General features: G+C 64.9%; 20 protein-coding genes. 17 read left to right on the top strand and 3 right to left on the bottom strand.

All coding sequences use genetic code 11. From position 1 onward, the window contains the following. Positions 1–19: 19 nt before the first annotated feature. The 3 genes from H3H36_RS19125 to H3H36_RS19115 form a co-directional block, all read right to left on the bottom strand. Positions 20–2,587 carry a [protein-PII] uridylyltransferase gene (locus H3H36_RS19125; RefSeq protein ID WP_182219693.1) on the bottom strand — a complete coding sequence of 856 codons (2,568 nt, stop codon included), beginning with the start codon at positions 2,585–2,587 and terminating at the stop codon, positions 20–22. Positions 2,588–2,607: 20 nt separating this feature from the next. Further along, complete coding sequence (map, locus tag H3H36_RS19120) at positions 2,608–3,426, bottom strand: type I methionyl aminopeptidase (protein ID WP_182219692.1); 819 nt, start codon at positions 3,424–3,426, stop codon at positions 2,608–2,610. A gap of 182 nt (positions 3,427–3,608) precedes the next feature. Further along, complete coding sequence (locus H3H36_RS19115) at positions 3,609–4,340, bottom strand: MHFG family PEP-CTERM protein (protein ID WP_182219691.1); 732 nt, start codon at positions 4,338–4,340, stop codon at positions 3,609–3,611. 398 nt (positions 4,341–4,738) lie between these two features. Here H3H36_RS19115 and rpsB point away from each other — a divergent pair, with 398 nt between their 5' ends. From rpsB to H3H36_RS19030, 17 genes are all read left to right on the top strand, one after another. Continuing rightward, positions 4,739–5,491: a 30S ribosomal protein S2 gene (rpsB, locus tag H3H36_RS19110; protein WP_182164417.1), complete on the top strand. Its 753-nt coding sequence runs from the start codon at positions 4,739–4,741 to the stop codon at positions 5,489–5,491. Between the two features lie 131 nt (positions 5,492–5,622). Continuing rightward, positions 5,623–6,537 carry a translation elongation factor Ts gene (gene tsf, locus H3H36_RS19105; protein ID WP_182219690.1) on the top strand — a complete coding sequence of 305 codons (915 nt, stop codon included), beginning with the start codon at positions 5,623–5,625 and terminating at the stop codon, positions 6,535–6,537. Between the two features lie 162 nt (positions 6,538–6,699). Then, a complete protein-coding gene (gene pyrH / locus H3H36_RS19100) occupies positions 6,700–7,416 on the top strand; it encodes a UMP kinase (protein ID WP_182164413.1) in 717 nt (238 codons plus the stop codon). Between the two features lie 49 nt (positions 7,417–7,465). Next, positions 7,466–8,026 carry a ribosome recycling factor gene (frr, locus tag H3H36_RS19095; RefSeq protein WP_182219689.1) on the top strand — a complete coding sequence of 187 codons (561 nt, stop codon included), beginning with the start codon at positions 7,466–7,468 and terminating at the stop codon, positions 8,024–8,026. Positions 8,027–8,161: 135 nt separating this feature from the next. Further along, positions 8,162–8,914 (top strand): polyprenyl diphosphate synthase, encoded by a 753-nt coding sequence (uppS, locus tag H3H36_RS19090; RefSeq protein ID WP_182219688.1) that lies wholly within the window; start codon positions 8,162–8,164, stop codon positions 8,912–8,914. Next, positions 8,914–9,744, top strand: coding sequence for a phosphatidate cytidylyltransferase (locus H3H36_RS19085; RefSeq protein ID WP_182219687.1), 831 nt, complete (start codon positions 8,914–8,916; stop codon positions 9,742–9,744). Before uppS ends, H3H36_RS19085 begins: the two co-directional genes overlap by 1 nt. A gap of 11 nt (positions 9,745–9,755) precedes the next feature. Beyond that, on the top strand, positions 9,756–10,937 hold the full coding sequence (ispC, locus tag H3H36_RS19080; RefSeq protein ID WP_182219686.1) for a 1-deoxy-D-xylulose-5-phosphate reductoisomerase: 1,182 nt from the start codon (positions 9,756–9,758) through the stop codon (positions 10,935–10,937). Further along, a complete protein-coding gene (gene rseP, locus H3H36_RS19075) occupies positions 10,934–12,286 on the top strand; it encodes an RIP metalloprotease RseP (protein ID WP_182219685.1) in 1,353 nt (450 codons plus the stop codon). Before ispC ends, rseP begins: the two co-directional genes overlap by 4 nt. Positions 12,287–12,416: 130 nt before the next feature. Further along, positions 12,417–14,753 carry an outer membrane protein assembly factor BamA gene (gene bamA, locus H3H36_RS19070; protein WP_182219684.1) on the top strand — a complete coding sequence of 779 codons (2,337 nt, stop codon included), beginning with the start codon at positions 12,417–12,419 and terminating at the stop codon, positions 14,751–14,753. A 37-nt stretch (positions 14,754–14,790) separates the two neighbouring features. Further along, positions 14,791–15,339: an OmpH/Skp family outer membrane protein gene (locus H3H36_RS19065; protein WP_182219683.1), complete on the top strand. Its 549-nt coding sequence runs from the start codon at positions 14,791–14,793 to the stop codon at positions 15,337–15,339. 98 nt (positions 15,340–15,437) lie between these two features. Further along, a complete protein-coding gene (gene lpxD, locus H3H36_RS19060; protein WP_182219682.1) occupies positions 15,438–16,493 on the top strand; it encodes a UDP-3-O-(3-hydroxymyristoyl)glucosamine N-acyltransferase in 1,056 nt (351 codons plus the stop codon). Further along, complete coding sequence (gene fabZ / locus H3H36_RS19055; RefSeq protein WP_182219681.1) at positions 16,490–17,005, top strand: 3-hydroxyacyl-ACP dehydratase FabZ; 516 nt, start codon at positions 16,490–16,492, stop codon at positions 17,003–17,005. The genes lpxD and fabZ overlap by 4 nt, the downstream gene beginning before the upstream one ends. 2 nt (positions 17,006–17,007) lie before the next feature. Next, the gene (gene lpxA / locus H3H36_RS19050; protein WP_182219680.1) at positions 17,008–17,796 is read left to right on the top strand and encodes an acyl-ACP--UDP-N-acetylglucosamine O-acyltransferase; all 789 of its coding nucleotides are present in this window, start codon (positions 17,008–17,010) and stop codon (positions 17,794–17,796) included. Between the two features lie 13 nt (positions 17,797–17,809). Further along, entirely contained in the window at positions 17,810–18,937 is a 1,128-nt protein-coding gene (gene lpxB / locus H3H36_RS19045) for a lipid-A-disaccharide synthase (RefSeq protein ID WP_182219737.1), read from the top strand. Positions 18,938–18,946: 9 nt separating this feature from the next. Further along, complete coding sequence (gene rnhB / locus H3H36_RS19040; protein ID WP_182219679.1) at positions 18,947–19,585, top strand: ribonuclease HII; 639 nt, start codon at positions 18,947–18,949, stop codon at positions 19,583–19,585. 4 nt (positions 19,586–19,589) lie between these two features. Then, positions 19,590–20,375 (top strand): TrmH family RNA methyltransferase, encoded by a 786-nt coding sequence (locus H3H36_RS19035; protein WP_182219678.1) that lies wholly within the window; start codon positions 19,590–19,592, stop codon positions 20,373–20,375. 26 nt (positions 20,376–20,401) lie between these two features. Beyond that, positions 20,402–21,601, top strand: coding sequence for an EAL domain-containing response regulator (locus tag H3H36_RS19030; protein ID WP_182219677.1), 1,200 nt, complete (start codon positions 20,402–20,404; stop codon positions 21,599–21,601). Positions 21,602–21,607 lie beyond the last annotated feature (6 nt).

The following is a 21,607-nucleotide window of genomic DNA, read 5'->3' as shown; positions in this document are numbered from 1 at the left end:
CAAGTAGGGCGGACGCGGCTCACACCTTGAGCGCGTCCAGTAAATCGGTTTCCAGTTGCAGCTGCAGGCGGGCGTTGCTGAGGGCCGCGCCGTCGACGATGAACACGTCCTCGACCCGTTCGCCCAGCGTCATCACCTTGGCCGTGTGCAGGTTGATCTTGTACTTGGTGAGCACGTTGGCGATCGCATAGAGCAGGCCGGTGCGGTCGTTGGCCGCCACCGACAACAGGTAGTACTGGCCCCGTTCGTCGGGCCGCAGATCGACCGTGGGCTGGATCGGGAAGCTGCGCGACAGGCGCGACAGCCGGCCCTTGCCCGGCGCCGGCAGCGCCGCCTGGCTGGTCAGCAGTTCACACAGCTCATGCTCGATCAGGCTGATGATGTCGCGGTAGCTCTTGGCAAAGCTTTGCTCCGTGACGAGGAAGGTGTCGAGCGCGTAGCCGTGGTGCGTGGTGTGGATCTTGGCGTCGAGGATGCTGAAGTTCTTGCGGTCGAAATAGCTGCAGATGCGCGCGAACAGGTCGGCCTGGTCGCGCACGTAGACGGCGATCTGCAAGCCTTCGCCGATCGGCGCCAACCGGCATTTGACGACCGGCTGGGCGCTGTCCATGCGGTTGTACAGGGCCCGCGTTTCCCACGCGATGTCGGAGGCGTCGTGGCGCAGGAAGTAGGCCACGTCGAGCTGCTTCCACAGCGCTTCGTGCGCGTCCGGCGGCAGGCCGTACAGGCGCAGCGTGGCCAGCGCCTCGTGCTGGCGGTTTTTCAGTTCGCTGTCGGCCGAGTGGTGCTCGCCGCCCAGCACGCGCAGCGTGATGCGGTACAGGTCCTCGAGCAGCTTGCCTTTCCACGCGTTCCACACCTTGGGGCTGGTGCCGCGGATGTCGGCCACCGTCAGCAGATACAGGGCCGTCAGGTGGCGCTCGTCGCCGACCACCTTGGCGAAGGCCGCGATCACGTCCGGGTCCGACAGGTCCTGCTTCTGCGCCACCTGCGACATGGTCAGGTGGTTTTCGACCAGGAACACCACCAGTTCCGTGTCCTCGGCGCTCATGCCGTGGTCGTGGCAGAACTGGGCCGCGTCCACCGTGCCCAGCTTGGAATGGTCGCCGCCGCGGCCCTTGGCGATGTCGTGGAACAGGGCGCCCACGTACAGCACCCACGGCTGGGCGAAGTTGGCCATCAGCTGGCTGCAGAACGGGTACTCGTGCGCATGCTCCGTCATCGTGAAGCGGCGCATGTTACGCACCACCATCAGGATGTGCTGGTCCACCGTGTACACATGGAACAGGTCGTGCTGCATCTGGCCCACGATCTTGCGGAAGTTGGGCAGGTAGCGGCCCAGCACCGACAAATCGTTCATGCGCCGCAGCGTGTGGATGATGCCCACCGGGGCCTGCAGGATGCGCAGGAACAGGGCGCGGTTGACGGGGTCCTGGCGGAAGCCGGCGTCGATCTTGAAGCGCTCGTGCCACAGGGCGCGCATGGTGCGCGAGGTCATGCCTTTGAGCGCGGGGTTCTGCGTCATCAGCAGGAAGATTTCCAGCATGGCCGACGGGGTGCGCTCGAACGTGTCGTCATCGTTCATGTCGATGAAGCCGTTCAGTTCATTGAACCGCGCGTTGATGGGCACGGCCACGCCGGACTGCGGGAACAGCCGTTCCTCGATGTTCTGCAGCAGGATGGTGTTGAGCTGGGTGACGGTCTTGGCGGCCCAGTAGTAGCGCTGCATCAGGTATTCGCTGGCGCGGCGCATGTTGGCGCCGCTGCCGGTGGCCTGGAAACCCAGCGTTTCCGCGATGGCCGTCTGCACGTCGAACACCAGGCGGTCCTCGCGCCGGCCGGCGTGCAGGTGCAAGCGCACGCGGATGTCCTTGAAGGCGCGCTCCTTCTCCATCAGCTGCTTGGCCTCGGTCTGGGTGATCAGGCCCGAAGTGGCCAGCGTGCGCCACGAGTTGGCCAGCCCGGCCGCCTTGACCATCCACAGGATCACCTGCAAGTCGCGCAGGCCGCCCGGGCTTTCCTTGCAGTTCGGCTCCAGGCTGAAAGCCGTGTCCTCGTACTTGGCGTGGCGCTGGCGCATCTCCAGCATTTTCGCGTGGAAGAAGGCCTGCGGGTCCATGGCCGCGTCGTAGCGGCGCTGCAGTTCCTCGAACAGGGGCTGGTCGCCGCAGATCAGGCGCGCCTCGAGCAAGCTGGTTTGCACCGTGATGTCGGCCTGCGACTCGGTCATGCATTCGTCCACGGTGCGGATGCTGTGGCCGATCTCCAGGCCCAGGTCCCACAGCAGTTGCACCAGTTCTTCCAGCTTGCCGCGGGTGGCCTCGTCGGGCGCATGGGCCAGCAGGATCAACAGGTCCACGTCCGAGTGGGGGAACAGTTCGCCGCGGCCGTAGCCGCCCACGCCGACCAGGGCCGTGTCGTCCGGCAGCGCGGCCGCGTGCCACGCTTGCGTCAGCACGGCGTCCACGCTCTGGCGCAGGTTGCGCAGCAGTTTTTCGGGCATGCCGTCGGCCTGGAAGCCGGCGATGACGAGCTGGCGGTCGGCCTTGAGCTGGCGCTTGAGCTGCTCCCGGAGGTCCTTCTTCATCGCGGCGGCCGGCATGGTGCTTACGCGGCCACGGTGGCGTTGGTGATGAAGGCTGGCGGCGGCGGGCTGCCGGCCGACAGGGTCAGCACTTCGTAGCCGGTGTCGGTGACGAGGATGGTGTGTTCCCACTGGGCCGACAGGCTGCGGTCCTTGGTCTTGATGGTCCAGCCGTCGCCCATCTCGCGGATTTCGCGCTTGCCGGCGTTGATCATCGGCTCGATGGTGAAGATCATGCCGGGCTTGAGTTCGTCCAGCGTGCCGGGGCGGCCGTAGTGCAGCACTTGCGGCTCGGTGTGGAACACCTTGCCGATGCCGTGGCCGCAGAACTCGCGCACCACGCTGTAGCCAGCCTTTTCCGCGTGTTGCTGGATGGCGTGGCCGATGTCGCCCAGGTGGGCGCCCGGCTTGACCTGGGCGATGCCCAGCCACATGCATTCGTAGGTGATGTCCGACAGGCGCTTGGCCATGATCGACGGTTCGCCGATGAAGAACATGCGGCTGTTGTCGCCGTGGTAGCCATCCTTGATGACGGTGATGTCGAGGTTGACCACGTCGCCGTTCTTGAGCACCTTGTCGCCGGGGATGCCGTGGCAGATCACGTCGTTGACGGAGGTGCAGATGGCTTTCGGGAACGGCGTGTAGCCGGGCGGGCAGTAGTTGAGCGGGGCGGGGATGGTGCCCTGCACGTTGACCATGTATTCATGGCACAGACGATCCAGTTCCCCGGTGGTGACGCCGGCCTTGATGTAGGGAGTGATGTAGTCCAGCACCTCGGAGCCCAGGCGGCCGGCGACGCGCATGCCGGCGATGTCTTCGGCGGTGTTGATGGTAATCGACATAGTGGATCGCAATCTGCAAAGTAAACGGAAAAAACGCAGGCGGCGAGCAGGTCGAACGTCAGGTTCGTGCTCGCGGCGTGCAGTAGCTTGAAATTATAAACGAGGCGGGACGCCCCGTGCTGTCCGACGGGGCGGGTCTGCGGGCATGCCGGTCAGGCGGCGCGCCCGCGCGAAGGGCGGAATCAGGCGGCGCGGCGCTTGGCCAGCCAGCCCAGCAGGCCGGCGCCGGCCAGCAGCATGGCCCAGGTGTCCGGTTCCGGCACGGGTGGCGGCGCGGGCGGCGTCGGTGGCGGCGGTGGCAAGCCTACCTGCACTTCGAACGGCGGCGCCGAGTTGACGAAGGCCGGTGGCGCGGCCACCGGCACGGGCGGCGCCACTTGCATTTCGCGTGGCGCGACCACCAGCGCTGGCGCCTCGGCCGGCACCAGCACGACTGGCGCGGCGGCGGCAACCAGGATAGGGGCGCGGCCACCGGCGTCATCCTCGGTGTTGTGGGCCACGGGCGCAGCCGGGCGGCTGATGCGGCTGATGTTGCCGCAGATCTTGGGCACCAGGATGCAATGGTTCTCCGCGCAGTAGACGGCCGCCGGCTCCACGCGGGTCTTGGCCCACTTGTTGCGCGTCACGCTGTGGCACACGGAGGCGGCGCCAAAGTGCATGTCGCGGATGGCCGGATCGTAGGCGCCATTGGTATCGCTGGTGATGGCGTCGCGCGTGATGCTGACCATGTCGTCAGGCTGTTTGCTGGCGATGCGCTTTTTCAGTTCCGCCCGCACGGACGGTGGCAGGTCGGTGTAACGGTCAATGGCGGCATTTGCATTGCCCGTGTAGGGATTGACGCCGGGCCGGTCCCAGGAACAGCTGGGCTGCACGGTGGACAGGGCGGCGAGCGTGACAGCGAGAGCGATGGACATGATGTTGTTCTTCCCATTGTTATGCCGGTTTATAGTGTCCTGCAATCCGGTATTGCTATTACAGAACTATAGTTTTCCTAATGATAATACGATTCGGCAACCAATTGCTGTCATTTAAGCCACAAACGCTAGAAATATTTCATTAAAATGACATTGATTTTTCTTGACACGGGTAATGTTGTTGAAAAGTTTACGTGGCGGAATTGACCTGGGTCGCGCAGACGTGACGCCGGACTTGATCTGGGACCGCATGTTGCGGTAGAATTTCGGGTTGCTTGAATTCGTTTTTAAGCAATGTTGTAAAAACGTTTGATTTTTTAATTACACAAGCGAATCCGGTCGACAAGGGTGCCGTCAAGGTGACTGATCGGATTCCAGACCCAACCCTGGAGTTTAATATGTCCGTAACTATGCGCGAAATGCTGGAAGCCGGTGTCCACTTCGGCCACCAAACCCGTTTCTGGAACCCAAAGATGGCACCGTTCATCTTCGGTCACCGCAACAAGATCCATATCATCAACTTGGAAAAGACGATGGGTATGTATCAGGAAGCGATGAAGCACGTGAAACAGGTCGCTTCGAACCGTGGCACCATCCTGATGGTCGGCACCAAGCGTCAAGCCCGCGACATCATCGCCGCTGAAGCTCAGCGCGCAGGCGTTCCTTATGTTGACCAGCGTTGGCTGGGCGGCATGCTGACCAACTTCAAGACCATCAAGACCTCGATCAAGCGCCTGAAAGACATGGAAGCGGCCATCGAAGACGGTTCGGTCGAGAAGCTGTCGAAAAAAGAAGCGCTGATGTTCCAACGCGAAATGGTCAAGCTGCAGAAGTCGATCGGCGGCATCAAGGAGATGGGTGGCGTTCCTGACGCGATCTTCGTCGTTGACGTCGGCTACCACAAAGGTGCGATCACCGAAGCGGCTAAACTGGGCATCCCTGTGATCGGCGTGGTCGATACCAACCACTCGCCAGAAGGCGTGAGCTATGTGATCCCAGGTAACGATGACTCCTCGAAAGCCATCATGCTGTACGCCCGCGGTGTGGCTGACGCCATCCTGGAAGGCCGTGCCGCTGCCGGCAACGAAGTCGTTGAAATGATCAAGGCTGCCGCTGGCGACGAGTTCGTCGAAGTGAACGAACAGGCTTAATTGCCCGCTCGTCAGTAGCAAGGAAAAAGGGGTGGCAGCAGCTCCCCCTTTTTTTTAATCGTGGACCGGGCGCTGTGCGCCGTACCGTGCGCCGCCCCACACCACAACCCCACAGAATACAGGAGAAACACATGGCAGCGATTACTGCAGCGATGGTCGGCGAACTGCGCGCCAAGACCGATGCACCGATGATGGAATGCAAAAAGGCCCTGACGGAGGCCGATGGCGACATGGGCCGCGCGGAAGAGATCCTGCGCGTCAAGCTGGGCGGCAAGGCCTCGAAGGCATCGGCCCGCATCACGGCTGAAGGCGTGGTGGCCACCTACATCGCCAACGGCGTGGGCGCCCTGGTGGAAGTGAACTCGGAAACGGACTTCGTGGCCAAGAACGATGACTTCCTGAACCTGGCCAACACCGCCGCCAAACTGGTGGCCGAACAGAATCCGGTCGACGTGGCCGCCCTGCTGGCCCTGCCGGCAGCCGATGGCAAGACCCTGGACGAAGTGCGCTCGGCCCTGATCGGCAAGATCGGCGAGAACATGTCGATCCGCCGCTTCCAGCGTTTCGAAACGACGGCCAAGCTGGCTTCCTACCTGCACGGCACCCGCATCGGCGTGATGGTCGAATTCGACGGCGCCGACGAGCAAGTGGGCAAGGACGTGGCCATGCACATCGCCGCCATGAAGCCGGTGTCGCTGTCGGCTGACCAGGTGCCTGCCGAACTGATCGAAAAAGAGCGTTCGGTGGCCCAGCTGAAAGCGGAAGAAGACGCCGCCAAGGCCGCCGCTGAAGGCAAGCCCGTGCAGTCGCCGGAAATCCTGGCCAAGCGCCTGGAAGGTTCCGTGCAGAAGTTCCTGAAGGAAGTGTCGCTGCTGAACCAGGCTTTCGTGAAGAACGACAAGCAGTCGATCGAGCAGATGCTGAAAGAGAAAGCGACCACCGTCAAAGCCTTCACCATGTACGTGGTGGGCGAGGGGATCGAGAAGAAGCAAGACGACTTCGCTGCTGAAGTGGCCGCGCAAATGGCCGCTTCCAAAGGAGCGTAATAGTGAAACGGGCCGCGAGGCCCGTTTTTTTAACCCGCCGTCCCGGCCACCCCGGCTGGCGGGTGCGCAATACCCCGGCGCGCAGCAACGCGGTATCATCGCGTGCGTGAACCTTCCGCCGGCAGAAACACCCGAATAAACCAAACTAAGGAGCCCCAGCTCATGTCAAAACCAGCCTACAAGCGCGTCCTCCTCAAATTGTCCGGCGAGGCCCTGATGGGTGATGACCCGTACGGCATCAACCGCGGCACGATCGAGCGGATGGTGGCCGACGTGGCCGAGGTGGCGAAGATGGGCGTGGAACTGGCGATCGTCATCGGCGGCGGCAACATCTTCCGCGGCGTCGCGCCCGGCGCCCAGGGCATGGACCGCGCCACGGCCGACTACATGGGCATGCTGGCCACCGTGATGAACGCGCTGGCCCTGGCCGACGCCATGCGCCACGTGGGCATCACGGCGCGCGTCATGTCGGCCATCGGCATCGAGCAGGTGGTCGAACCGTATGTGCGCCCCAAGGCGCTGCAGTACCTGGAGGAGGGCAAGGTGGTGGTGTTCGCCGCCGGCACCGGCAATCCCTTCTTCACCACCGACACGGCCGCCGCCCTGCGCGGCTCGGAAGTGAGTGCGGAGATCGTGCTCAAGGCCACCAAGGTCGATGGCGTCTACACGGCCGATCCGAAGAAGGATCCGCACGCCACCCTGTTCCATTCGATCACCTTCGATGAAGCCATCGCCAAGCACCTGCAAGTGATGGACGCCACCGCCTTCGCGCTGTGCCGCGACCAGAAACTGCCGATCAAGGTGTTCTCCATCACCAAGCCCGGCGCGCTGATGCGCGTTGTGATGGGCGAGGATGAAGGTACACTGGTGCACGTTTAAGTTTTCATCTACAAACAAATAGTCCTACCCAAGATACAGGAGAGCAGCAATGTCCTTAGCTGACGTAAAAAAGAACGCCCAGGAACGCATGGTCAAGTCCCTGGAAACCCTGCGCGCGGACCTGGCCAAGGTGCGCACGGGCCGCGCCCACACCGGCATCCTGGACCACGTGATGGTTGAATACTACGGCAGCCCCACGGCCCTGGCCCAGGTGGCCAACGTCAACCTGATCGATGCGCGCACCATCGGCGTGCAGCCATACGAGAAGAAGATGGCCGCCACCATCGAGAAAGCCATCCGTGACGCCGACCTGGGTCTGAACCCGTCGGCCCAGGGCGACGTGATCCGCGTGCCGACCCCGCCGCTGACGGAAGAACGCCGCAAGGAGATGGTCAAGCTGTGCAAGGGCGAGGGCGAGGATGCCAAGATCGCCGTGCGCAACATCCGCCGCGACGCCAACGAATCGCTGAAGAAACTGGTCAAGGACAAGGCGTGCTCGGAAGACGACGAGCGCCGCGCGTCCGACGAAGTGCAGAAGCTGACCGACAAGTTCATCGCCGACATCGACAAGATGGTGGCCGAGAAGGAAAAGGAAGTGCTGACGGTGTAAGCGGCCGGGCCTCCGTGCCGGGGCCAGACCCCGCCTGGCGCTGCCGGCCCGTCCGGCGCCGCCGGCGCGGGTCTGGCCCCTGTTGTGTTTTAGTGGTTCAGCTGTAATACTTTATACTTTGGCATTTGCGTTTTCATGAAATATACAAGCTCGACCACCGCTGTACCGGATGCGCCCGCCGTGCCGCGCCATGTGGCCATCATCATGGACGGCAATGGCCGCTGGGCCACCAAGCGCTTTTTGCCGCGCGTGGCCGGCCACGTCAAGGGCGTGGAAGCCGTGCGTACCGTGGTGGAGGCCTGCGCCCGCCGCGGCGTGGAATACCTGACCGTGTTCGCGTTCAGTTCCGAGAACTGGCGCCGGCCCGAGGAGGAAGTGTCGCTGTTGATGCGATTGTTCGTCACGGCCCTGGAGCGCGAAGTGTCCAAACTGCACGCCAATAACATCCGCCTCAAGGTGGTCGGTGACTTGAGCCGCTTCGACGCCAAGCTGCAAGGCATGATCGCCAGCGCCGAACGCAAGACGGCCGCCAACACCCGCATGACGCTGACCGTGTGCGCCAACTATGGCGGGCGCTGGGACATCATGCAGGCGGTGGGCAAGATGGTGGCCACCCATCCCGGCGCCGCCGATTTCACCGAGGAGCAGCTGGCGCCGCACCTGGCCATGGCTTACGCGCCCGAGCCGGACCTGTTCATCCGCACCGGCGGCGAGCAGCGCATCTCCAACTTCCTGCTGTGGCAGCTGGCCTACACGGAACTGTTCTTCACGGACGCCTACTGGCCCGATTTTTCCAGCGAACACCTGGACGCGGCCATCGCGTCTTACCAGCACCGGGAGCGCCGCTTCGGCCGCACCGGCGATCAATTGGCAGAAAAGACAAGCTGATGCTCAAAACCCGGATCCTGACCGCTCTGGTCCTGCTGGCGGTACTGCTGCCGGTGCTGTTCTTCCAATATTTTCCCGCCTTCGTGGTGGTGGCCACGCTGTTCCTGGGCGCCGCCATGTGGGAAGCGGCGCGCCTGTTCGGCCTGAAGCTGGCGCCATTGTTCGGGGCCGCCTGCGCCGGCGCCTTCGTGTACGGCATGTTCCACGCCAAGCCAGGCGCCATGACTTCGCTGTTCGCCGTGTGCGCGCTGCTGTGGGCGATCCGCTTCGCGCCATCGCTGGGCATGGGCTTGCCGCCGCTCAAGGGGGCCGCCAACTGGACGCTGGGCCTGACGTTCGCGTTCGCCCTGTTCGGCTGCTTCTACGCCATGCTGGCGCTGTTCCAGCATTCGCCGGCCTTCCTGCTGTCGGCCATGGCGCTGGTGTGGGTGGCCGACATCGGCGCCTACTTCTGCGGCAAGGCCTTCGGCAAGCGCAAGCTGGCGCCCACCATCTCGCCGGGCAAATCGTGGGAGGGCGCCCTGGGCGGCGCCGCCATCGTGCTGCTGCTGGCCATCGTCACCATCGTCGCCGCGCCCGTGGCGCCCTGGCTGCAGGACACCTTCGCGGTGCGGCTGCAGGCTAAAATGGGCTGGCTGGCCACGCTGGCCATCGTGCTGCTGATGGTGGCGGCCAGCATCGCCGGCGACCTGTTCGAATCCCAGTTGAAGCGCCGCGCCGGCATGAAGGACAGCAGCAAGCTGCTGCCTGGCCACGGCGGGGTGCTGGACCGTATTGACGCCCTGATCCCGGTGCTGCCCATGGCCGCGCTGATCGGCTCCTGGCTGTAAAGGAAGTAGCTATGCAACGCATCACCATACTTGGCGCCACCGGCTCCATCGGCGTGTCCACGCTGGACGTGCTGGCGCGCCATCCTGAGCGCTACAGCGTGTATGCGCTGTCGGCCCACAGCCGGGTCGAGGAACTGGCTGCCCAGTGCGAACGGTTCCGCCCCGTGCGCGCCGTCGTCGGCAGCGCCGCCGCCGCCGAGCAACTGGGCGCGCTGCTGCGCGCCAAGGGCTTGCGCACGGAAGTGGAATATGGCGAGCAGGCCCTGTGCGCCATCGCCAGCGCGGCCGAAGTGGATGCCGTGATGGCCGCCATCGTTGGCGCGGCCGGCCTGGCGCCCACGCTGGCGGCCGCCCGCGCCGGCAAGAAGGTCCTGCTGGCCAACAAGGAAGCGCTGGTCATGTCCGGCCAGCTGTTCATGGACGCCGTGCACGACAGCGGCGCCGTGCTGCTGCCGATCGACAGCGAGCACAATGCCATCTTCCAGTGCCTGCCCCATGGCTACGGCCGCGCGCCCGAAGCGGCCGGCGTGGCCAAGGTGCTGCTGACGGCATCGGGCGGCCCCTTCCTCGCGCGCGCCGTGGAGACGCTGGACGCCGTCACGCCCGAGCAGGCCTGCAAGCACCCGAACTGGGTCATGGGCCGCAAGATTTCCGTCGACTCGGCCACCATGATGAACAAGGGCCTGGAAGTGATCGAGGCCCACTGGCTGTTCGGCGCGCCGGCCGACCAGATCGAGGTCGTGATCCATCCGCAAAGCGTGATCCATTCGATGGTGTCCTACGTGGACGGCTCCGTGCTGGCCCAGCTGGGCAACCCCGACATGCGCACCCCGATCGCGCACGCGCTGGCCTGGCCCGAGCGCATCGCCTCCGGCGTGGACCAGCTGGACCTGACCCGCATGGGCGGGCTGCAATTCGAGCGTCCCGACTTCGTGCGCTTCCCCTGCCTGGCGCTGGCCTTCGACGCGCTGCGCGCCGGCGGCACGGCGCCGGCCCTGCTGAATGCGGCCAACGAGGTGGCCGTGCAAGCCTTCCTCGAGCAGCGCATCGGCTTCCGCCAGATCGACCGCGTGATCGCGCACGTGATGGACGCCGTGCCGCACGGCGCGGCCAGCAGCATCGAAGCCGTGATGGCGCAGGATGCGGCGGCTCGCGCGGCGGCCCAAACCTATATCACCGGCCACGCAAAATGAGCGCGCTCCAGACCCTGCTCGCTTTCGTCGTCGCGCTGGGTTCGCTGATCCTGTTCCATGAGCTGGGCCACTACCTGGTGGCGCGCTGGTGCGGGGTCAAGGTGCTGCGCTTCTCGGTCGGCATGGGCAAGGTGGTGTGGTCGCGCCGCTTCGGCGCCGACCAGACGGAGTGGGCCATCTCCGCGCTGCCGCTGGGCGGCTACGTCAAGATGCTCGACGCGCGCGAGCAGGACCTGGGCGCGCTGGCGCCGCAGGAACTGCGCCGTGAATTCACCCACCAGAGCGTGTGGCGCCGCATCGCCATCGTGGCCGCCGGTCCGCTGGCCAACTTCCTGATCGCGATCTTGCTGTTCACGGGACTGTACATGGCGGGCGTGAAGGAGCCATCGAGCAAGGTGGGCGCGCCCGTGGCCGGCAGCGTGGCCGATACGGCCGGCCTGCGCCGCGGCGACATGGTGGTGGCCATCAATGGTCATGCGGTGGCCGGCTGGTCCGAGCTGCGCTGGCAAGTGATCCAGAGCGCCATCGACAGGCAGGGCGCGCGGCTGGACGTGGAGCGCCCCGGCATGGGCCGCTACGCGCTGGAATTGCCGGCGTCGGCGCTGGCCACGCTGGACCTGGAAGGCGACGTGCTGGGCCACCTGGGCCTGACGCTGTCGCGGCCCGCGCCCGTGATCGACGAGGTGCTCGCCGGCGGCGCGGCCGCGCGCGCCGGCATGCAGGCCGGCGACCTGATTGTGAGCGTGGACGGCGTGGCCGTGGCCGACGGTCCCGCCTTCATCAACCATATCCGTCCGGCCGCCGGCAAAACGGTGCGCGTCGGCCTGCGCCGCGCGGGCCAGGCGCTGGAATTGGACGTGACGCCGGCCGCTGAAAAGGAAGGCAAAGGAACTGTAACAGTCGGTAAGATCGGCGCGATGGTGGCGCAGATGCCGGATATGATCGTCGTGCGGGCCGGGCCCGTGGCGGCGCTGGGCAAGGCGCTGGGCAAGGTGTGGGACACCAGCACCATGACGCTCAAGATGATCGGCAAGATGATCGTGGGCGAGGTGTCATGGAAGAACGTGACGGGCCCGATCACGATCGCCGATTACGCCGGCCAGACGGCGCGGATAGGCGCGGCGAGCTACCTGAGCTTCGTCGCCTTCATCAGCATCAGTCTGGGCGTGATGAATTTGCTCCCCATACCCGTTCTAGATGGGGGGCTTTTGCTGTATTATTCGCTGGAAGTTTTGACCGGGCGCCCCGTGCCGGAGCGCTTTGGCGAGATTGCGCAACGCCTGGGCATCGGTCTGCTGGTCGGCCTGATGATGCTCGCGGTGTTCAACGACGTGGCGCGCCTGTTGTAGCGGACTTTCCGGGCGCGAGTGTGCCGCCGATGGCGCGGCTTGCGCATCGTTGTGCGGAACTGGCCCGCGGAAGTAAAGGGCCTGCCAGCAGTACCATGAGTAGTTCAATGAATAGCCATCGATTTAGCCAATGAAATTACAAACTGACCGTATCGCCTCGTCTTCCTTTCGTCGCAGTCTGATCGGCGCCGCCGTCCTGGCCCTGTGTGCCGGCAGCGCGCTGGCCATCGAACCCTTCACCGTCAAGGACATCCGCGTCGAAGGCATTCAGCGTACGGAAGCCGGTACGGTGTTCAGCTACCTGCCGGTGCGCGTGGGCGAAACCTTCAACGACGAGAAGAGCGTGGCCGCCATCAAGGCGCTGTATGCGACGGGCTTCTTCAAGGATGTGCGGCTGGAGGCCGATGGCAATGTGCTGGTGGTGCTGGTCGAGGAACGTCCCGCCATCGCCAAGGTGGAATTCACCGGCACCAAGGAATTCGAGAAGGACACGCTGGTCAAGGCCCTGAAGGACATCGGCGTGGGCGAGGCCAAGATCTTCGACAAGGCATCGGTGGATCGCGCCGAGCAGGAGCTCAAGCGCCAGTACCTGTCGCATGGCCTGTATGGCGTCAAGATCACCACCACCGTCACGCCGATCGAGCGTAACCGCGTGAACGTGACCTTCGCGGTCGATGAAGGCGAGATCGCCAAGATCAAGCAGATCAACATCGTGGGCAATAAGGTGTTCTCCGACAGCGAGATCAAGGAGAACCTGGCCCTGAACACGGGCGGCTGGTTCAGCTGGTACACCAAGTCCAACCAGTATTCCAAGACCAAGCTGACGGGCGATATCGAGGCGCTCAAGTCGTTCTACCTGAACCGCGGCTACATCGAGATGCAGGTCGAATCGACCCAGGTGTCGATCACGCCGGACAAGAAGGACATCTACATCACCATCAACATCACCGAGGGCGAACAGTACAAGGTGTCGGACATCAAGTTCGACGGCGAGACCTTCGGCCGCGAGGCCGAGCTGCGCTCGCTGGTGCTGCTCAAGAAGGGCGAGATCTATTCGGGCGAGCGCCTGACGGCCACCAACAAGGCCATCTCGGACCGCCTGGGCACCTTCGGCTATGCCTTCGCCAACGTCAACGCCAATCCCGAGATCGACCGCGCCAAGCGCGAGGTGGCGTTCACCTTCTTCGTCGATCCGGGCAAGCGTGCCTACGTGCGCCACATGAACATCGCCGGCAACACCACCACCCGCGACGAAGTGATCCGGCGCGAATTCCGCCAGTTCGAATCGTCCTGGTACGATGCCAACAAGATCAAGCTCTCGCGCGACCGCGTGGACCGCCTGGGCTACTTCAAGGACGTCACCATCGACACGCCGGAAGCGCAGGGCACCTCCGACCAGGTGGACGTGAACCTGACCGTGACGGAAAAACCGACCGGTAACTTCCAGATCGGCGGCGCCTATTCGCAGGCCGAGAAGTTCACCTTCCAGACGGCCATCCAGCAGGCCAACTTCGCCGGCAGCGGCACCACGGTGGGCATGGAGCTCAACACCAGCAAATACAGCCGCACCGTGTCGTTCTCGCAGACCGACCCGTACTACACGGACGATGGCGTGTCGCGCTCGTTCTCGGTCTACCTGCGCACCCAGCAGCCGCCGGCCCTGAACGTGGGCAGCTACACCATCCGCCAGCAGGGCGGCAACATCAACTACGGCGTGCCGTTCTCGGAGACCGACACCGTGTTCTTCGGTATCGGCGCCGAGCGTTCGCGCATCGACACCGACTCCACCAGCCCGATTCGCTTCAAGAATTACGTCACCAGCCTGACCGGCGCGGTCGATGGCGTGGGCAGCGCCACCACCAACGCCTTGCCGCTGACGGCGGCCTGGGCCCGCGACAGCCGCGACAGCGCCATCACCCCGACCGTGGGCCGCTTCCAGCGCGCCAACCTGGAACTGGACGTGGCCGGCCAGCAGAAATACTACCGCGCCGTGTACGAGCAGCAGTGGTACAAGCCGCTGCATCCGAAGATCACGCTGGCGCTCAAGGGCGAGATCGACTTCGGCCACGGCATCGGCCACAACCCGTACCCGCTGTTCAAGACCTTCTACGCGGGCGGCATCGGTTCCGTGCGCGGCTACCTGAGCTCATCGCTGGGCGCGGTCGATCCCGTCAACTTCGACGCGCTCGGTGGCGCCGAGCGCCTGATCGGCAATGCGGAATTGCAGATGCCATTCCCCGGTTCCGGCACGGACCGCAGCCTGCGCTGGTTCGGCTTCCTCGACACGGGCCAGGTCTACCAGGAAGGCCAGAAGATGCGCGCTTCGGAATTGCGCTATTCTACCGGCCTGGGGATCAGCTGGATTTCGCCGGTGGGCCCGCTCAAGTTGAGTTATGCTAAGCCCCTGAACGCCAAACCGGGCGACCGCCTGGAACGCTTCCAGTTCCAGATGGGCACCGGCTTCTGACGCCGTACCGGATTTATTATTGCTACGGAGAATTAAGTTGAAGACTGCATCCGCTACCTTGACCAAGTATTTCGCCGCGCTGGCGCTGGGCTGGTGTGCCGTGTCCGGGGCCCAGGCCCAGGCACCGGCCCCGGCCCAATCCGCGATCCAGATGTCGCGCATCGCCTGGCTCAGCCCGGAACGCATCTATAACGAGTCCAAGCTGGCCAAGCTGGCCGGCGAGAAGCTGGCCGAGGAGTTCAAGACGCGCGACAAGGCCGTGCAGGATATGGCCATGCGCCTGAAGGCGGCGTCGGAAAAGCTGGACAAGGACTTGCCCACGCTGGCCGAACCGGAGCGCTCCAAGCGCCAGCGCGAAGTGTTCGAACTGGATAAGGAATACCAGCGCCGCAACCGCGAATTCCGCGAAGACCTGAACCAGCGCACCAACGAGGAGCGGGCCGCCATCTCGGAGAAGGCGACCAGGATCATCAAGCAGCTGGCCCAGGTGGAAGGCTTCGACATCGTGCTGCAGGACGCCGTGTGGGCCAGCCCGCGCATCGACATCACCGACAAGGTGCTGGCCGCGCTGGATAAGGACAAGTAAGCGGGACAAGCAAGCGGGACAAGTAAGCGAAGCAACCAGCGCGGCCAGGTCGTGGCGCGCATTCAATCAGTACCATAACCAGGATAGGAATTCCCCCGATGGGCACTCGACTAGGAACATTGGTCGAACGCCTGGGCGGCCAGCTGGTGGGCGATCCCAACCTGGAAGTGTCCGGGATCGCGCCGCTGACGGACGCCGGCGTTTCGCACATCAGCTTTCTGAGCAATAGCAAGCTGCGCGCGCAGGCCGCGCAAAGCCAGGCGGCGGCCCTGATCGTATCGGCCGCCGACGATGCCTTCATCGCCGCCAGCTACGCCGGCGCGCGCATCGTCACCAACAACCCCTACGTGTATTTCGCCCGCGCCGCCCAGTATTTCGCGTCGCTGACGCAGATCGTGCCGGCCGCCGGCATCCACCCGTCGGCCAGCGTGGACGCCACCGCGCAGGTGGCCGCCAGCGCCCACATCGGCGCCCACGTGACGGTGGAGGCGGGCGCCGTGATCGGCGAGCACGTCGTGATCGACGCCGGCTGCTACATCGGCCGCGAGGCCGTGATTGGCGAGGGCACCCACTTCTTCGCCAACGTGACCTTCCACGCGTATTGCCAGATCGGCGCGCGCGGCATCATCCACTCGGGCGCCGTGATCGGCACCGACGGTTTCGGCTTCGCCAACGAGGGCGGGGTCTACATCAAGATTCCGCAGACGGGCAGGGTCATGATAGGCGACGACGTCGACATCGGCGCCAACACCACCATCGATCGCGGCGCGCTGGCCGACACGGTGATCGAGGATGGCGTCAAGCTCGATAACCAGATCCAGATCGGCCACAACTGCCGCATCGGCGCGCACACGGCCATGGCCGGCTGCGTCGGCGTGGCCGGCAGCGCCATCATCGGCAAATACTGCACCTTCGGCGGTGCGGCCATGGTGCTGGGGCACCTGAGCATCACCGACCGGGTCCACATTTCCTCGGGCAGCATGGTATCGCGCTCGATCCTCGAACCTGGCCAGTACACGGGCTTCTACCCGCTGGCCAAGAACGCCGAATGGGAAAAATCGGCCGCCATCGTGCGCAATCTGGCGAGCATGCGCGACAAGATCCGCACGCTGGAGAAAACAATTAAAACACTGACGAACCAAGACGAATCATGACTACTACCGCTACCGTAACTTCCGAGTCCACCTGCACCACCAAGAAGTGCCTGGACATCCACACCATCAAGCAATACCTGCCGCACCGCTATCCGATGCTGCTGGTGGACCGCGTGCTGGACTGGGAAGCTGGCAAGACCATCACCGCCATCAAGAACGTGACGGCCAACGAGGAATTCTTCAACGGCCACTTCCCGCACAAGCCAGTGATGCCGGGCGTGCTGATGATCGAGGCGATGGCGCAGACGGCCGCCATCCTGTCGTTCCTGACCATGGACGTGAAGCCGGACGAGAGCTCGGTGGTGTACTTCGTGGGCATCGACAACGCGCGCTTCAAGCGTCCCGTGGAGCCGGGCGACCAGCTGGTGATGAACGTGGAAATCCTGCGCGTGGCGCGCGGCATCTGGAAGTACAAGGCTGTCGCCAGCGTGGACGGCCAGACGGCCGTGGAAGCTGAACTGATGTGCACCATCCGCAGCGCGGCCGACGCCAGCCAGCCGGCAGGGAAGTAATCATGTCGAAGATACACGCGACGGCCATCGTCGATCCGCGCGCGCAGCTCGACAGCTCGGTGGAGGTGGGGCCGTATTCCATCATCGGCCCCAACGTCGCCATCGGCGCTGGCACCGTGGTCGGCCCGCACGTGGTGATCGAGGGCCACACCACCATCGGCAGCGACAACAAGTTCTTCCAGTTCTCGTCCATCGGCGCCGCGCCGCAGGACAAGAAGTGGAACGGCGAACCAACCCGCCTGACCATCGGCGACCGCAACACGATCCGCGAATTTTGCACCTTCAACACGGGCACCGTGCAGGACAAGGGCGTGACCAGCCTCGGTAACGACAACTGGATCTCGGCCTATGTGCACCTGGCGCACGACTGCCAGGTGGGCAGCAACACCATCTTCTCCAACAACGCCCAGATCGCGGGCCACGTGGAGATCGGTGACTGGGTGATCATGAGCGGCTTCGCCAACGTGCACCAGTTCTGCAAGATCGGCGCCCACGCCTTCGTCGGCATGAGCACCAGCCTGACCCAGGACGTGCCGCCGTTCGTGCTGTTGAACGGCAATCCGGCCCAGGCCCACGGCGTCAACATCGAAGGGCTGAAACGGCGCGGCTTCACGCGCGAGCAGATCAACGGCATCCGCACGGCCTACAAGCTGATCTACCGTTCCGGCCTGACGCTGGAAGAAGCCAAGGCCGCGCTGGCGGCCGAAGAGCAGGCCAGCCCGGCGGCGGCCGACCAGATCCGCGCCATGCGTGAATTCCTCGGCACCGCGACCCGTGGCATCGTCCGCTGAACTGAACATCGCCATGGTGGCCGGCGAGCCGTCCGGCGACGTGCTGGCGGCGCGCCTGCTGTCCGGGCTGCGCCCGCAGCTGCCGCACGCCCGTTTCCACGGCATCGGCGGCGAGCAGATGATGGCGCAAGGCTTCGAGTCGCACTGGCCGATGGACAAGCTGACCGTGCGCGGCCTGCTGGCCGTGATCCCGCGTTATCGCGAGATCAAGGGTATCCAGAACGCGCTGCGCGACCAGCTGCTGGCCGAACGGCCGGCCGCCTTCATCGGCGCCGACTATCCGGGTTTTAACCTGGGGCTGGAAATGCAGCTCAAGGCGGCCGGCATCCCCACCGTGCACTACATCGGGCCGCAGATCTGGGCCTGGCGCGGCGGGCGGATCAAGAAGATCATCAAGGCCGTCTCGCACATGCTGGTGATCTTCCCGTTCGAGGAGCAGATCTACCGCGACGCCGGCGTGCCGGTGACCTACGTGGGCCACCCGCTGGCCGAGCTGATTCCCGTGCAACCGGATGAAGCGGCCGCGCGCCGGGCACTGGGGTTGCTGGAGGACGCCAACGTGGTCACCATCATGCCGGGCAGCCGCATGTCCGAGATCAAGTACAACACGGCCGCCTTCGTGGGCGCGGCGCGCCTGCTGCTGCAGCGCGACCGCTCGCTGCGCTTCGTGGCGCCCATGGCGGGCGAACGGCAGCGCCAGTATTTCCTGGAACTGGTGGCGCAGGCTGGCCTGCAGGACGTGGAGATCCAGCTGCTCGACGGCCAGTCGCACACGGCCATCTGCGCCGCCGACGCGGTGCTGGTGGCTTCCGGCACGGCCTCGCTGGAAGTGGCGCTGTTCAAGAAGCCGATGGTGATCGCCTACAAGATGATGGCGGCTGAATGGCAGATCCTGCGCCACTTCGGCTACCAGCCGTGGATCGGCCTGCCCAACATCCTGGCGCGCGAATTCGTGGTGCCGGAACTGCTGCAGAACGCGGCCAGCCCGGAAGCGCTGGCCGACGCCATGTGGCAGCAACTGAGCGACGCGCCGCACCGGCTGCGCCTGGCCCAGCGTTTCACCGACATGCATCACAGCCTGCTGCGCAACAGCGCGCAGGAGAGCGCGGCCGCCGTGCTCAAAGTAATCCAAGCAAAGTAAAGCCCCACCGTGAACACCAACCAGCCCGGCCTGTTCGACGATTTGCCCACGTCGCCCGATGAAATCATTTGCGGCGTGGACGAAGCCGGGCGCGGGCCGCTGGCCGGCCCCGTGTTCGCGGCGGCCGTGATCCTCGATCCGTCGCGTCCCATCGATGGTTTGCGAGACTCGAAAAAACTGACCGAAGCGAAGCGCGACCTGTTGGCGCCGCTGATCAAGGCGCAGGCGCTGGCCTGGGCCATCGCGGAAGCGTCGGAAGCGGAGATCGACAAGCTCAATATCCTGCACGCGTCCATGCTGGCCATGCGGCGCGCCGTGGAAGCGCTCAAGGTGCAGCCCACGCTGGCCCTGATCGACGGCAACCGCTGCCCCGTGATGAAGATCCAGTCGATCGCCGTCGTTGGCGGCGACGACAAGGTGGAGGCCATTTCGGCCGCCTCCATCCTGGCCAAGACGGCGCGCGACGCGGCGCTGGTGACGCTGCACGCGGCCTATCCCCAATACTGCTTCGACCAGCACAAGGGCTATGGCACGGCATTGCACCTGGAGCGCCTGCGCCAGTTCGGCGCCTCGCCCGTGCACCGGCGCTCGTTCGCGCCCGTGCGCGCGGCGCTGGCGGCCGGCCCGCAATCCCTCACCGAAGAATAAGAACATGAAAACCATCACCTCGCGCGACAATGCGCAATACAAGGAACTCAAGCACCTGGCCGGCAGTTCGCAGGCGCGCCGCAAGGCCGGCCGCACGCTGCTCGACGGCGTGCACCTGTGCCAGACCTATCTGCAACTGCGCGGCCTGCCGCTGCAATGCATCGTCAGCGAATCGGCGCTGCACAACCCGGAAGTGGCCGACATCGTGGGCCAGCTGGAAGCGCGGCACGCGCACGTGACGGGCCTGCCCGACGCCCTGTACAACGCCGTCAGCCAGGTCGAGCACGGCGTGGGCGTGATGTTCCTGATCGATACGCCCGAGCGCGCGGTGACGGCGCCGCTGTCCGTGTCGGCCGTGCTGCTCGATAATGTGCAGGACCCCGGCAACGTCGGCTCCATCTTGCGCAGCGCGGCGGCGGCCGGCATCAAGCAAGTCTATTGCAGCGGCGGTACGGCGTTTTGCTGGTCGCCCAAGGTGCTGCGCGCGGCCATGGGCGCCCACTTCGTGCTCGACATCTACGAGAACGTGGACCTGGCGCCGCTGGTGTCGGGCTCCACCATCGCCACGCTGGCCACCAGCGGCTACGCCACGCAGCGCCTGTACGACGTGGACTTGCGCCAGCCCGTGGCCTGGCTGTTCGGCCACGAAGGGCAGGGCGTGGCCGATGACCTGCTGTCCTTGGCCAGCCACCAGGTGGTGATTCCGCACCTGGGCCAGGTGGAGTCGCTCAACGTGGCCGCTTGCGCGGCGGTTTGCTTTTTTGAGCAGGTCAGGCAGAATCAAGCATAAATTGAATTGAATTGAACGGAGCGGGCATGGAGAACCGGCAGTTGCACTTCCTGGTGGCCGAAGGCGAGATGGCGCAGCGCCAGGCCTTGGCCGACGTGCTGGTTCACCTGGGCGCGGGACGCATCACCCAGGTGCCGGACGGCCACACGGCGCTGCGCCACTTCGACGATGGCATCAATCCGCCCGTCGACGTGGGCATCATCGACCTGGCGCTGCCCGGCATGGATGGGCTGGAACTGATACGGCGCCTGTCCGAGGCGCGCTGCCGGGCCGGCATCATCATCACCGGCGCGCAAAGCAATGCCGTGCTGTTCTCGGTGGAGACCATGGCGCTGGCCTATGGCATCAACCTGCTGGGCACCATCGCCAAACCGGTCTCGCCTGCGCGCCTGACGGAGCTGATCGAAAACTACAGCGCCGTGCCGACGGTGCCGCCCGAAGGCGTGGCGGGGCGCACGTTCACGTTCGCGGAAGTGGGGCGCGGCCTGCAGGCGCGCCAGTTCGATCCGTATTTCCAGCCCAAGATCGAGCTGGAGACGGGGCAGGTGAAGGGGTTGGAGATGTTCGCGCGCTGGCGCCATCCCGACTATGGCGTGCTGGGGCCGGAGGCCTTCATCCAGGCGCTGGAGGATAACCACCGGGTCGATTTTCTTGACTGGAGCATGATCGAGAAATCGGTGGCGGCCTGCCGCACGCTGCATGACCAGGGCATCCCGATCTCGTTTTCCATCAACGTGGACCAGAGCACGCTGGCCCATCCGCAGTTCATGGCGCAGATCTCGGCCTGCCTGGAGCGGCACCGCATCCTGCCCGACTACATCACCTTCGAGATGACGGAATCGGCCGTGCTGACGACGGAGCCCCATTTCCTGGAACGCTTGCTGCGCCTGCGCATGCAGGGCTTTGGCCTGGCCATCGACGATTACGGCACCGGGCGCTCGAATCTGCAGCTGCTGGCACGCATCCCGTTCTCGGAACTGAAGATAGACCGCAGCTTCGTCGATGGCGCTTCCAAGCGACCCGCCATCGGCGTGGTGCTGCGCTCCTGCCTGGGACTGGCGCGCAACCTGGATCGCCGCTCCGTGGCCGTGGGCGTGGAGACCAAGCAGGACTGGGACTTCCTGCAAGGACTGGGCTGCACCTACGCCCAGGGCTTCTACATCGCCAAGCCGATGCCGGTGGAAGACTTCCCGGCATGGCTCGACGACTGGCGCCACTTCTTCTAAGCCGGA

It is taken from the genome of Rugamonas fusca (assembly GCF_014042365.1).
Lineage (GTDB): Bacteria > Pseudomonadota > Gammaproteobacteria > Burkholderiales > Burkholderiaceae_D > Rugamonas > Rugamonas fusca.
This window is presented reverse-complemented; position numbering and strand designations above follow the sequence as displayed.

Coding starts and splice junctions, on each gene's coding strand:
- H3H36_RS19125 (WP_182219693.1), bottom strand. CDS start 2,587: ATGAAGAAGGACCTCCGGGAGCAGCTCAAGCGCCAGCTCAAGGCCGAC.
- map (WP_182219692.1), bottom strand. CDS start 3,426: ATGTCGATTACCATCAACACCGCCGAAGACATCGCCGGCATGCGCGTC.
- H3H36_RS19115 (WP_182219691.1), bottom strand. CDS start 4,340: ATGTCCATCGCTCTCGCTGTCACGCTCGCCGCCCTGTCCACCGTGCAG.
- rpsB (WP_182164417.1), top strand. CDS start 4,739: ATGTCCGTAACTATGCGCGAAATGCTGGAAGCCGGTGTCCACTTCGGC.
- tsf (WP_182219690.1), top strand. CDS start 5,623: ATGGCAGCGATTACTGCAGCGATGGTCGGCGAACTGCGCGCCAAGACC.
- pyrH (WP_182164413.1), top strand. CDS start 6,700: ATGTCAAAACCAGCCTACAAGCGCGTCCTCCTCAAATTGTCCGGCGAG.
- frr (WP_182219689.1), top strand. CDS start 7,466: ATGTCCTTAGCTGACGTAAAAAAGAACGCCCAGGAACGCATGGTCAAG.
- uppS (WP_182219688.1), top strand. CDS start 8,162: ATGAAATATACAAGCTCGACCACCGCTGTACCGGATGCGCCCGCCGTG.
- H3H36_RS19085 (WP_182219687.1), top strand. CDS start 8,914: ATGCTCAAAACCCGGATCCTGACCGCTCTGGTCCTGCTGGCGGTACTG.
- ispC (WP_182219686.1), top strand. CDS start 9,756: ATGCAACGCATCACCATACTTGGCGCCACCGGCTCCATCGGCGTGTCC.
- rseP (WP_182219685.1), top strand. CDS start 10,934: ATGAGCGCGCTCCAGACCCTGCTCGCTTTCGTCGTCGCGCTGGGTTCG.
- bamA (WP_182219684.1), top strand. CDS start 12,417: ATGAAATTACAAACTGACCGTATCGCCTCGTCTTCCTTTCGTCGCAGT.
- lpxD (WP_182219682.1), top strand. CDS start 15,438: ATGGGCACTCGACTAGGAACATTGGTCGAACGCCTGGGCGGCCAGCTG.
- fabZ (WP_182219681.1), top strand. CDS start 16,490: ATGACTACTACCGCTACCGTAACTTCCGAGTCCACCTGCACCACCAAG.
- lpxA (WP_182219680.1), top strand. CDS start 17,008: ATGTCGAAGATACACGCGACGGCCATCGTCGATCCGCGCGCGCAGCTC.
- lpxB (WP_182219737.1), top strand. CDS start 17,810: ATGGTGGCCGGCGAGCCGTCCGGCGACGTGCTGGCGGCGCGCCTGCTG.
- H3H36_RS19035 (WP_182219678.1), top strand. CDS start 19,590: ATGAAAACCATCACCTCGCGCGACAATGCGCAATACAAGGAACTCAAG.
- H3H36_RS19030 (WP_182219677.1), top strand. CDS start 20,402: ATGGAGAACCGGCAGTTGCACTTCCTGGTGGCCGAAGGCGAGATGGCG.